Here is a 12,887-nt window from a genome sequence, read left to right on the forward strand (position 1 = left end):
TAATTTTAATATAAATTACAACGACACACCCCTTCGCCAAGGAATAAAATCATCCTGTCCCAGCTGCACCGCTTTCGGCTTTTCTTCGCCGCTCGCTACCTGAATGACATATTCCAATATCCGATGTGCTGTTTCCTGTATCGTTTCCTTGCCGTCTATAACCGTTCCGCAATTGATATCGATAATATCTGGCATCTTTTCAAATGTTTTTGTATTCGTCGATAGTTTAATAACCGGTGTGATAGGGTTCCCTGTCGGAGTTCCCAATCCAGTTGTAAAAAGCACGATATTCGCTCCGGCCGCGACCTCCGCTGTTGTACTTTCTACGTCATTACCTGGTGTGCACAAAAGGTTCAACCCCGGCGCATTTGCTACTTCGGGATAATCTACAACGGCTATCACCGGAGAATTCCCCCCTTTTTTGGCTGCACCCGCAGATTTTATAGCGTCCGTAATCAATCCGTCACGAATATTTCCAGGGGAAGGATTCATATAGAAACCTGAGCCGTCTGCTTCCGCTTTTGCATTGTAGGTCGTCATTAAATGCATAAATTTTTCAGCTTTAGCTTCATCTATACACCTATCACTTAATTCCTGTTCCACCCCACACAGTTCTGGAAATTCCGCTAAAATTACCGACCCTCCCATGGTCACAAGCATATCCGATACGTAGCCTAAGGCTGGATTAGCTGAAATGCCTGAAAATCCATCCGATCCCCCACACTCCAAACCGATACATAATTTATCAAGGGTAGCGGGTTTGCGAGTTAGCTTATTTGCCTGAGTTAACCCTGCAAAAGTTGCTTTAATAGCTTTCTGCATCAGCTCTTGTTCTGTTCCTTCCAATTGTTGTTCGAAAATATACAATGGTTTATCGAATGCCGCGTCACGTTTTTTTATTTCTCCTCGCAGTATAGAAGCCTGTGCATGTTGACAACCTAAACTCAAAACCGTGGCACCTGCCACATTAGGATGCGTAATATAACCCGCCAGCAATCCGCATAGCGCATCGGAGTCTATTCGGGTACCGCCACACCCCATCTCATGATTCAGAAACTTAACACCATCTACATTGGGGAACAAACGAGTTTTTTCTTTCCTTACCTTCGTTGGCGAAAGGTCTACAGCGAGCAACTCGTCCGCGGAAGCACCCGACTGATATCGCACAATTAATTCTTCTACCTCATCTGCATAATCTTTTGATTGTATCTGATACCCCAACTTTTCCTCCAAGGCAGATTTTAGCGTCGACACATTCCTATTCTCACAGAATACCAGAGGAATAACCAACCAATAATTTGCCGTGCCCACACTTCCATTAGTACGGTGGAATCCATTAAACGTACGTCCCATAAAGACGGATACATCTGGCTTTTCCCAGTCTAACTTTCGCTGCCCCAGTCTAAAATCATCCGAAGCATGTCGCAAATTTTCTGTGTTAATATGTACCCCTTCCGCGACAGCATGGTTCATTTTTCCAACCAAAACACCATACATCAAAACATCAGCATCCTTTTCCAATGGGATGATGGTGAATTTATGTTTCGCACGGATAGCTTCTCTCAATATAAATGTGTGCCCACCGAACTCCACATCAAAGCCCTGCGGTAAATCCCGTAATGCTACCAGTACGTTATCTTTCGGATGTATTTGCAGGTATGACAATCTCTCCTTATCCATTTTATAACTCAAATATTTTATCCATTAACACCCACTTCTCTCCGGGGTTCGCCCCCGGTATTGCTCGCTGATATTTCCACATCAGCGCTTCCCACTCCTGAACCTTAGCGTTGGCTAAATCCATCTCATTTTTCTTATCAAAACTAAATGTATCATATACATTCATGATCATAAACAACCTATTTCCAAAACGATATATCACCATATCTGCTACACCTGTATCTCTTATCGAAGCACAGATTTCCGGCCATACAGCTTGGTGGTATGCTTCATATTCCGCTATTAATTTCGGATCATTTACAAGGTCTAATGCAAACGCATATTGTTTCATATTCATTATTATTTCTGTGAACCAAGGTCTGTTGCTGAAACATTTCTATTATTCCAGGCAAATAAAGCCACCACGACGAAGCAAATGAAAACCACGTAGTACGCCAATTGGAAATTACCGGTCCAATCGGATACTAATCCTAATACCGGTGGTAATGCAGCCCCCCCCACAATCGACATGATAATTAAGCTTGAAGCAGATTTCGTGTCTGCGCCTATACCTTCCACCCCCACCGCAAAAATGGTCGGGAACATAATAGACATAAAAAAGGCAATTCCAATCATCGCATATAATGTACCTATCCCTTCACCATAGATCACATATAATGTTAAACACATCGAAATCAGGGCATATATCAAAAGTAACTTAAGTGGAGCTACATATCGCATAAAGAAAGTTCCTATAAACCTACCTAGCATAAAAGCAAGTCCTGCAACACCTGCATAGTAACTTGCCTGTGTCGGCGCAACACCAGAGACCTCTGTGGCGTACATCACTAAAAAGCTCAACACACACACCTGAGCTCCGATATAGAAGAATTGCGCTATTACCGCCCAAGAGACATTTTTATGGCGTAAAGACCCAAACACACCCTTAGAGCTACCTCCTCCCTCCTCTTCTTTGATATCAGGTAATTTCGTAAAAATAAAAAAGGCAGTTACTAAAAGCAAAATCAACCCCAATATGAGGTAAGGCCCCTTTACGGAAGAAGTCTCTGCCTGGATGTAGGCATTCTTTGCCTGCTCGCTCAGTGCCGCAATCTCATCCGCTGATTTTGGTTCTTCCGTTAAGATAAATCTCCCCCCTACAATAGGGGCTATGAATGCAGCTAAGCCATTAAAAGATTGCGCGAAATTCAGTCGTTGAGTAGCTTTTGCAGGATCGCCTAATACGGTGATATAAGGATTTGCTGCCGTTTCCAAAATAGCAAGTCCGCAGGACACAACAAACAACGCGCCTAAAAAAAAATAATAATTAATTTTATTAGCTGCCGGTACAAAAAGAAAACACCCTAACGCGAAAATAAGCAAACCCACTGTGATACCGGTCTTATACCCGAATCTTTTCATGATATAACCTGCAGGAATAGCTAACAAAAAGTACGCAATAAAAACAGCCGAGTCTACCAGCGATGCTTGAAAATGTGTCAAGCTGAACGCATTACGCAAATGCGGAATCAGAATAGGATCAAGATTGTGGATAAACCCCCAAAAGAAAAACAAAGAGGTTATCAATGCAATGGCAAACGTATATTTTTTTTCTAACACCATAAGACTTATATTGGAAAGTAAAACTAGTGCAAATACACACAAGATTATTGAACTATTTTACCGATTTATTAATCAATATTAACACAAGTTATGTATATTTATGGTTTTCACACGAATAAATAAATTACGTTTTCGCCATGCAACGGTTAGATCATATGTCGTCCACGCTCCGCTCGATCGCGGTTCGACACGATAATAGACCTCAAAATCATAATATATGGCATTACCACGAAGAATTGGAATTCATCTATATCAAGCGTGGAAAGGGGACGTTTTTTGTCGGCGATTGCATACAGCAGTTTTCCGATAATTTTATAATTTTAATTGGCTCCAACACGCCACATTACTGGTTATTCGATGAGGAATACATAAAATCGGATACATCAACAGCAGACATTCAGGTTATCCATTTCAAACCTGATTTTGTCGGTTCTGATTTTTTAGATATACCGGAGTCCGTAGCGATAAAACAGGTCTATCGATTTGCCAAGAAAGCCATTTTATTTCCATCAGATGATACGCGACTGATATATTTCTTTGAAAACGTATCCGCTCAAACGCCAATCAAAAGGCTCACCATGCTTCTTGATATACTCGAATACACGGCAACCCAGTCCATGCTCATTACGTTAGTAAGTGCCAACTACACTAATCCGCAGCAACAGGGTGACTATCTTCGTATGAACAAAATTTTAGACTATATCCGGTTACATTATAAATCTAAAATCCAATTGGACGAAATTGCCCATATAGCAGGTATGACACCAAACTCCTTTTGTCGCTATTTTAAGCAACGAACAGGTAAAACACTGATTGAATTTATCAACGAGCTTCGAATAGGACAGGCTTGTAAACTCTTAACCGAAAGCAAAGCGCCTATTAAAGAAATCTGTTTCGAATGCGGGTTTCATAACTTCGTCAGCTTTCATAAAATATTTAAGTCCATCACAAGGCATACACCGTCAGCTTATCGGGAAGCCGCTTCTTAAAGTAGGCATCTCCATGTATTGCAGTTTACGCTAGAAATATCTACCTTTGTCCATGGCAATGATGTCTGCCCTAAACCGCTTAGAAAGCTGATGACGTCTACTTTATTTGAATAATCTTTCAATATAAGATAGTTATTGATAAAGCACATGATGAAGTCAGTTACTCCCCTATTACGTCTTTTTTCTACTTGGTTATTGTTAATATTCGCGATTTCTGTGTCCATAGGTTCACTCTCCGCTATGTTCCTCTACGCCTTAGATAAAGTTACCCTGCTTCGGGAAGCACATCTTAGGATTATTTACATATTACCTTTTGCAGGAATGTTTATCGTCTGGTGGTATCACCGACATGGCGAGAATGCTCAAAAAGGAAATAACCTCCTATTAGAAGAATACTATTACCCTACATCATCAAGCATCCCCTGGAAAATGGCTCCTATGGTAATTTTTGCGACGTTAATTACGCATCTTTTTGGTGGCTCTGCTGGTCGTGAGGGAACAGCTGTACAATATGGTGGCACAGTGGCTGCCCGATTCAGTGCATTCTTTCCTCTGGGAAAGCAAGCAAGACGTATTCTCTTATTATGCGGGATTGCCGCTGGGTTTTCATCCTTATTTGGCACACCTTGGGCCGGCGCTATTTTCGCCATAGAGATGGTTCAGCTTGGTAAAATAAGGTGGCGAGGCGTTCTACCGATATTCGTTACCGCCTTAGTTTCTAATGGCGTATGCAATTTATACGGCGATTTCCACACCCATTATCCTCCAATTGATGAGCTTCCTTCGCTATCATTTTCTACTATTTCCTACCTGCTGTTGGTCGGAACATTATTTGGGTTAACTGCGATATTGTTTCGTTATACCACAGAAGTATTTAGTACACAATTCGAAAAAATAAAACAACCCCTGCTCCGCCCTTTCATTGGTGGTCTATTGGTTATCTTCGTTATTTACTTATTACAAACAACGAAGCACATTGGTCTTGGCATCCCGACCATTATCGACGCTTTTCAACAACCACTTCCTCCAACCGATTTCCTGATCAAAATAGGATTAACTGCATTGACTTTGAGCGCCGGTTTTAAAGGCGGAGAAGTAACTCCTTTATTTTTTATCGGCGCGACTTTGGGCAATGCGTTGGCACCATTCGTCCCTCTTCCGCTAGCCCTACTTGCAGCGGCGGGCTTTGTTTCGGTATTTGCAGGATGCACCAAAACACCAATAGCTTGTACAGTGATGGCGATGGAGCTATTTGGCTGGCAGTATGGTATATTTTTCCTTATCACCTGTTTTATTAGCTTCGTAGTCTCCGGAAAAAGAGGCATTTACAGTGCACAACGCGTACGAAATTTCCGGTTTTTATAGTACATACATAGTACAAAACAGACACAGCCTGTTGCTACAACTTAACATACAGTTCCAAGTATAATGCTATCGCTTTCCTCTTCTCTGCAGTCAGCCGAAAATCAAGATACTTTGTCAAATAGGTATGATAATCCAGTCCTGCATACACAGGTAATCCCGGTATAACTTCTTCTATACGCGCAATTCCCTTTGCCAACGCCTTATTAAACGATTTTTTGAAATTGTCCGGTAATTCTTTGTTCGCTACCCATACAGCGAAGGCAAAGGGCAAACCCGTCATCTCTTTCCAATAATGACCCAAATCGTAGGCAAACGGCACTTGGTTCTTTTTACCAAAAGTACGGTCACCAATCAACACATAAGCGTCTGCCCGTCCTTCCGTTAGCACTTGCACATCTTTTTTCCAATAATGTTTTAAAAGAATTTGCGCTAGACCATTGGACGTTCTAGATTGCTTATCCAACAAAAGCGTCTTTATTTCTTCAATTGGCTTTTCTGAAAAAATAAAAACCGAATCTACAGCACCATTACTGCCTATGCAATAATCACCAATAATATAGTAATTGGGGAGGCTCGTCAGGGCAGCGATCGGAATAATCCCCATATCCACTTCGTTGTCAATAACCTTTCTTGCGCATTCACTCGGATAGTCTACCGAAAGGTCTATCACATCCTTCACATCTGAGTTTCTTATACCGTTTAAAAACGGCAATGTATTCGTATAAGAAACAGCAGATACGGCTATTTTTTTCATCTATTTTTTTTCTTTTTAAAGGTTGATGAGAGCTTGGTGCAAATGATGATTATTGCATTATTTGTCTCTCGGTTTCCTTATATATTTTCTAAATGTTTTATATTATAATGGTCAACGATCTTAAAACCATCATCATTATACTCCAATACATAAAGTGCTGTATTGGTATGCGGAAAATCATCCATAAGACATACCGGTACTCCCGTCAAATGACAAAGCATGATACGCATTGCCCTACCGTGCATGCACACCAATATGGTATCTTCGTCTTTTTGTTGTAACATGTAAGATATGGCTTGTTGTTGACGAGCCACCAATTGATTTGGAGACTCTCCCTGCTCAACACCCAAATCTAGGTTACCATTTCTCCAAGAACTGACGATATCCTCAAAACCTGTTATAATCGTTTCATTCTGCTCCTTCCCTTCGTATATGCCCCAAGAAATTTCGTCAAGACCGCTTAGTTCTTCACTCGGTATACCTAAATCCAAAAAGGGGCGTACCGTCTGCTTGGTACGCAACAGCGTGGATGTATATATCTTATCAAAGGATACCTGACCAAAAGCTTCATAAAAAGCCTGTGCTTGTTTATGTCCCGTTTTATTAAGCGGGGAATCTATGCCTCTCCCCTGAACAATCCCTCTTAAATTTAAATCTGTTTGTCCGTGTCGGATAAAATAAAATGTCTTTCTCAATGTCTAACGTTTATTTTATAACGGGTAATGAATAATAATTTGGCTTGTTCGCGTCGTCAAACACGATATCGTTGTAATCCGTCACTACTTTATAGAGTGTATCGCGTTCAATAGGATGTCTATCTACCTGCTTGATCAGCTCGACGAGTTGGCGTGTGCTCATTGCAGGATGCTGTTCTTCTGCCCCTGCCATCGAGTATATCTTCGTCGTATCGTCTAATGTGCCATCTATATCGTCTACACCAAACGCCAAAGAAAGTTGCGCCGTATCTCTGGAAATCATTGCCCAATAAGCTTTGATATGATCGAAATTATCCATATAGATCCTGGCGATGGCATAATTTCGTAGATCCTCCACAACAGATACCTCTGGAACGTGAGACATCTGATGCCCTTGATTACGGAATTTCAAAGGTATAAATGCCTGAAACCCTCCTGTATTATCCTGTAATTGCCTTAATCGCTCCATGTGATCTACACGGTGCCAAAATGCTTCGACATGTCCATACAACATCGTCGCATTGGTACGCATCCCCAAGGTGTGCGCTTGTTCGTGAATATCTAACCATTGCTCGGCAGTACACTTATCACCCGCTATTTTTTCGCGGACTTCCGGATGAAAGATCTCTGCCCCACCCCCTGGCATGGAGTCAAGTCCACACTCCTGCAGATATTTCAAGCCATCATAATGGCTCATTTTTGCTTTTTTGAATATATAGTAATACTCTACCGGAGTAAGTCCTTTTATATGTAAATCAGGACGATGCGATTTACACTGCTTAAAAAAGTCAGCATAGAAATCCAGGTTCTGTTTGGGTACAACCCCCCCCGTAATGTGCACCTCCGTTACAGGCTCATCATCATACTTCCTGATAATGTCCATCATACCTGCAACGTCCATTTCCCATCCTTGATCTCTTTCCTTGATCAAACGGGAATAAGCACAGAACTTACAATCGTACACACAGACATTGGTCGGTTCGATATGAAAATTTCTATTGAAATAAGTATAATCGCCATGTCTTTTTTCCCGGATATAGTTTGCTAACACACCTAGGTAGCCCAACTCTCCGCGTTCATAAAGTACAACCCCATCTTCAAAACTCACCCGTTCTCCTTGCAGAACTTTTTGGGCAATCTGTTTTAATCCGGTGTCTAGACTTTTGTCTTGAATTAAAAAATTAAGTTTCTCCGTTGCGTTCATTTCAGTCTCCTAAACAAATTTATGTTCTTTTTTTAGAAAAAAGAACGAAAAAATCGTCGCTTCGGATATTTGAGATAGTGGATAGTACTAAAGATGCGTTTCTACAAACCTCAAACATCCGGATGCGACCTTTAATGTTAATTAGGGATAATACAATTATATTATTCCATCTCATTGGCACCTCTTCAGAGCGAAAGAGATGCGATCAATAATAGATTACGTCCCCGGTGTAAAACGACCTTGCGTTTTTTCGCGTTCATCTTTATGCAGGCTATTCCGTTAAAAACAGAATGTTGTTTGAGCAATAGCGAGTTCCATTCTGTTTAGGAATAGACAAATAAAGATAGCGAAAACATGCTCAGTCTTGATTTTTTTGCTTCGTTTTTTTATCAAGAAAAAAATGAAGAAGAAGACTAATCAATAAACTGCTGCATATCAATCAATCGCTTATATAAACCACCTTTCTCTATCAAATCGTAATGGTTACCTTGCTCTACAACTTGGCCATTTTCAATCACCACAATTTGATCTGCACTTTGAATCGTACTTAAACGATGGGCAATAACCACGGTGGTTCGATTCTCCATCAATTTATAGAGGGAATCTTGCACCAACTTTTCTGATTCTGTATCCAAAGCCGAGGTTGCTTCATCCAGCAACATGATCGGTGGATTTCGCAACACTGCACGGGCAATACATATACGTTGCCGCTGCCCGCCTGATAATTTGGCACCGCGATCGCCGATATTGGTATCATATCCATGTTCTGTTTTCAAGATAAATTCGTGCGCGTTAGCGATACGTGCTGCGCGCTCCACTTCTTCCATTGTTGCGTTTGGTTGAGCAAAAGCAATGTTATTAAATATGGTATCATTAAACAACACGGTTTCCTGATTAACCGTACCGATCAGTTTCCTCAACGATTCCTGTTGAAGTTCACGTACATCGACGCCATCTAGTAAAATTGCACCTCCAGTCACGTCCATAAATCTCGGAATCAAATCAACAAGAGTTGACTTTCCTCCTCCCGAGGGGCCGACCAAGGCCACAGTCTTTCCCTTGAGAACGGCGATATTGATATCCTGAAGTACCTGCTTCTCACCATATGCAAAATTCACATCTTTAAATTCTATCGCATGATTAAAATCCTGTACAGGCTTCGCATTTGGCTTATCCGTTACTAAACTGCGTTCGTCGATAAGTTCCAGCACACGTTCTCCCGCAGCGATACCATTATGAATACTAGAGAACGCATCTGTCAAGGCTTTCGCCGGGCGCATCACCTGCGAAAAAATAGCGATGTAGGTGATAAATTCAGACGCTGCAAGTTCACCTTCTCCAGCCAAAACTAAGTTCCCCCCATATAGCAAGATAATCGCAACCATGACCACACCGAGTAACTCGGAAACAGGCGAACTCATTTGTTGCCGACGCACCATCCGCCGCAGTATCTTCGAATAACGCTCACTTTCCCCATTGAATCGGTCTTTCACAAACGAAATAGCATTAAAAGCTTTGATAATCTTAACCCCGGAAAGCGCTTCGTCCAGATACGAAATCATATTCGCATACGACTGTTGTCCCTCCCGAGCTTGTTCGCGCAATTTTTTTACGATTAACGAGATTAGAAATGCCGAGACCGGAATTACGGCGAGCGAAAATAAGGTCAACTTGGTAGAAAGTGCAAAAAGTACGATTACATACGCAATCAACTGTAATGGTTCTTTAAATGCCACCTGTAAAGTCGACGTAACGGAAAACTGCACCACTTGTACATCTGACGCAATTTTGGAGATCACATCCCCTTTTCTGCTATTGGTAAAATATCCTAAATGGAGATCCATTACATTATTAAAAACCGCTTTCCGTAAATTTAAAAGCGTATGTATACGCAAATTTTCCATTACCCGTTGCGACAAGTAACGAAATAGATTACTGATGAAAACCGATGCAACAATAACAATGCAGACGTATTTTAAAGCTTCGTATGGACCAATATCATAATATAATTTATCTGCCAGATACATAAACCAATCCCCCATATTATATCCCTCCGGCTTGGTAAGCGAATCTGTAACATTCACTTCCACATCACCGGTCCCTTTGAACAATACCTGCAATAAAGGGGCTAACAGGGCAAGATTAAGCGTACCGAAAACTACCGTAATAATGGTACAGATAATATAGGGAATGGCATATTTCCCGATAGGCTTTGCAAAAGATAATAGTCTAAAGTATGTCTTCATGTACTATATTAAGACTACAAAAGTAACAAACTAAAGCGTTTTACCTAATCTAAAAACACCAAGAGCGTCCTATTGTTGCACTCTTTTGATATTTTCCTATTAAATACCATTCTTTATTGCATTAAATCTGTAATTTAGGCGCTAAAATACAAAATTATTAATATGCACATAGAAGTTGCCCATAGACTCCAACATACCGAGGAATATTACTTCTCTAAGAAGTTGCGGGAGATCGAAGAGATGAATAAGCGCGGGGCACAGGTGATTAACTTAGGGATCGGGAGTCCCGATTTGCCACCACATCCAGATGTACTGCGTGTTTTAAATGAAGAAGCTAGTAAAAACAATACACACGGTTATCAAAGTTATCGAGGAGCGACCGTTCTTCGAGAAGCTATGGCAGATTGGTATACCCACTATTATAATGTACATTTAAATCCTCAAACAGAAATTCTTCCTCTCATCGGATCTAAAGAAGGTATCGTGCATATCTGCATGACCTATTTACAAGAAGGTGACAAGGTATTGATACCCAATCCCGGCTACCCCGCTTATACAAGTGCCGTACGCGTAAGTGGTGCAACTGCTATTTCATATGAATTAAAAGCCGAGAACAACTGGCATCCCGATTTTGAAGCGCTGGAAAACAGCGATTTAAACGACGTGAAAATGATGTGGATTAACTATCCGCACATGCCCACAGGCACACCTGCAACAATGGAATTGTTTGAACAGGTTGTAGCTTTCGGAAAGAAACACAATATAATGATTTGCCACGATAATCCTTATAGTTTTATATTAAATGAGGAACCCCTCAGCCTAATGACGCTGCCTGATGCGAAAGAAGTGGCTATTGAACTCAACTCATTGAGCAAATCATCTAATATGGCAGGGTGGCGTATTGGTATGTTGATAGCAAACGAAGACCGGGTAAACGAAATTTTGCGTTTTAAAAGCAATATGGATTCAGGCATGTTCCTACCACTGCAATTGGCTGCGGCAGCGGCACTTCGACTAGATTCATCCTGGTATTCCGAACTAAATGCCGTATATGCGAAAAGACGGGAAAAAGTATTCCACATCATGGATATATTGGAATGTGACTATGACCGTGCGCAGGTCGGGCTTTTTGTCTGGGCAAAGGTTCCCAACAAATACACGGACGGGTATGCATTAAGCGATGATATTCTGCATCGAGCACATGTATTCATTACACCTGGCGGAATATTCGGTACCGCAGGCGAACAGTATATCCGTATTAGCCTCTGTGCCAAAGAGGAAGTACTGGATCAAGCAATTGAAAGAATCAAGGAATAAAAAGAAGAACACGACTTATTTTAAAAGATGAACATAACTATTGTCGGCGTCGGATTAATTGGGGGGTCTATCGGTATCCGCCTGAAAGAAGCCCAATTTGGCAACAAGATAATTGGTGTAGAAAAAAACGAAGCCAATGCAAAAAAAGCTTTGCATCTGGGACTCGTTGACGAAATTCAATCGTTGGATGACGCGATTACGTCCAGCCGGATTATTATCTTAACTGTACCTGTAGATGCAATCATGCATTTACTACCAAGCATTTTGGACAAGGTGACCAATCAGGTCGTCATTGACATGGGATCTACAAAATCAAACATCTTACGTTTGATAGCAGATCATCCAAATCGAGGGCGATATATCGCTGCCCATCCGATGGCTGGTACAGAATATTCAGGACCTGAAGCTGCCATTTCCAATTTATATAAAGATAAAGTAATGGTGTATGTGGAAGCATTCAAAACGGATGAAGATGCTTTTGAGCTGGCCGATTCCCTGACGGAACAACTGGAAATGAAAACAACGTTCATGACCGCTGAGGAACACGATATGCATACAGCTTATGTGTCACATATCTCCCATCTTACTTCCTTTGCCCTCGCGCTAACTGTTTTGGAAAAAGAAAAATCACAGGGACGTATATTCGAGTTGGCTGGTTCGGGATTTGAATCGACCGTCCGTCTCGCTAAATCTTCTCCAGACATGTGGACCCCTATCTTTAAACAGAATCGCGGTAACGTGTTGGAAGTATTGGAAGAGCATATCAAACAACTGCAGAATCTATACACGAAATTAGATAAAGAAGATTATGAAGGGTTACATAAGCTAATCAAGAAATCGAACAAAATTAAACGTATCATCAGGTAATTTCACTATAAATTTGCAAAGCACACAACAATAGTATACTTTTGTTGCATTATTAGTAAAAATGACTTATTTGTTTACACATCACATGCATTTTCATCATCGCCATTTTGGCGATATGTAATACAATGTGTTTCTACGTGAAGCAAAGACCCCGAGTTATCTTTCTTT

The 12,887-nt window shown here is 41.1% G+C and carries 11 protein-coding genes and 1 riboswitch; of the genes, 4 read left to right on the top strand and 7 right to left on the bottom strand.

From position 1 onward, the window contains the following. Positions 1–15: 15 nt before the first annotated feature. The 3 genes from H8B17_RS15025 to fucP are packed head-to-tail and all read right to left on the bottom strand — an operon-like array spanning position 16 to position 3,282. On the bottom strand, positions 16–1,680 hold the full coding sequence (locus tag H8B17_RS15025; protein ID WP_190310044.1) for a UxaA family hydrolase: 1,665 nt from the start codon (positions 1,678–1,680) through the stop codon (positions 16–18). Position 1,681: 1 nt separating this feature from the next. Then, on the bottom strand, positions 1,682–2,011 hold the full coding sequence (locus tag H8B17_RS15030; protein ID WP_190310187.1) for an L-rhamnose mutarotase: 330 nt from the start codon (positions 2,009–2,011) through the stop codon (positions 1,682–1,684). A gap of 8 nt (positions 2,012–2,019) precedes the next feature. Beyond that, the gene (gene fucP / locus H8B17_RS15035; RefSeq protein WP_190310045.1) at positions 2,020–3,282 is read right to left on the bottom strand and encodes an L-fucose:H+ symporter permease; all 1,263 of its coding nucleotides are present in this window, start codon (positions 3,280–3,282) and stop codon (positions 2,020–2,022) included. Positions 3,283–3,419: 137 nt separating this feature from the next. Between fucP and H8B17_RS15040 the strand changes: the two genes are divergently transcribed. Together H8B17_RS15040 and H8B17_RS15045 are read left to right on the top strand one after the other, a co-directional pair. Next, positions 3,420–4,271 (top strand): helix-turn-helix domain-containing protein, encoded by an 852-nt coding sequence (locus H8B17_RS15040; RefSeq protein ID WP_190310046.1) that lies wholly within the window; start codon positions 3,420–3,422, stop codon positions 4,269–4,271. 45 nt (positions 4,272–4,316) lie between these two features. Next, positions 4,317–4,378, top strand: a riboswitch (Fluoride riboswitch). A gap of 40 nt (positions 4,379–4,418) precedes the next feature. Continuing rightward, positions 4,419–5,636, top strand: a complete 1,218-nt coding sequence (locus H8B17_RS15045; RefSeq protein ID WP_190310047.1) for a chloride channel protein — start codon at positions 4,419–4,421, stop codon at positions 5,634–5,636. Between the two features lie 34 nt (positions 5,637–5,670). Here the strand turns inward: H8B17_RS15045 and H8B17_RS15050 are convergent, their stop codons facing one another. The 4 genes from H8B17_RS15050 to H8B17_RS15065 all read right to left on the bottom strand — a co-directional run bounded on the left by H8B17_RS15050 (position 5,671) and on the right by H8B17_RS15065 (position 10,535). Beyond that, positions 5,671–6,390 (bottom strand): menaquinone biosynthetic enzyme MqnA/MqnD family protein, encoded by a 720-nt coding sequence (locus H8B17_RS15050; RefSeq protein WP_190310048.1) that lies wholly within the window; start codon positions 6,388–6,390, stop codon positions 5,671–5,673. 77 nt (positions 6,391–6,467) lie between these two features. Next, entirely contained in the window at positions 6,468–7,085 is a 618-nt protein-coding gene (locus H8B17_RS15055) for a histidine phosphatase family protein (protein WP_190310049.1), read from the bottom strand. A 10-nt stretch (positions 7,086–7,095) separates the two neighbouring features. Then, positions 7,096–8,289: a radical SAM protein gene (locus H8B17_RS15060; RefSeq protein ID WP_190310050.1), complete on the bottom strand. Its 1,194-nt coding sequence runs from the start codon at positions 8,287–8,289 to the stop codon at positions 7,096–7,098. A 413-nt stretch (positions 8,290–8,702) separates the two neighbouring features. Next, the gene (locus H8B17_RS15065; protein ID WP_190310051.1) at positions 8,703–10,535 is read right to left on the bottom strand and encodes an ABC transporter ATP-binding protein; all 1,833 of its coding nucleotides are present in this window, start codon (positions 10,533–10,535) and stop codon (positions 8,703–8,705) included. Between the two features lie 162 nt (positions 10,536–10,697). Here H8B17_RS15065 and H8B17_RS15070 point away from each other — a divergent pair, with 162 nt between their 5' ends. Together H8B17_RS15070 and H8B17_RS15075 are read left to right on the top strand one after the other, a co-directional pair. After that, a complete protein-coding gene (locus H8B17_RS15070; RefSeq protein WP_190310052.1) occupies positions 10,698–11,852 on the top strand; it encodes a pyridoxal phosphate-dependent aminotransferase in 1,155 nt (384 codons plus the stop codon). A 27-nt stretch (positions 11,853–11,879) separates the two neighbouring features. Further along, a complete protein-coding gene (locus H8B17_RS15075; protein ID WP_190310053.1) occupies positions 11,880–12,719 on the top strand; it encodes a prephenate dehydrogenase in 840 nt (279 codons plus the stop codon). The last annotated feature ends 168 nt before the right edge of the window (positions 12,720–12,887 follow it).

This window comes from Sphingobacterium arenae (assembly GCF_014692505.1).
GTDB lineage: Bacteria > Bacteroidota > Bacteroidia > Sphingobacteriales > Sphingobacteriaceae > Sphingobacterium > Sphingobacterium arenae.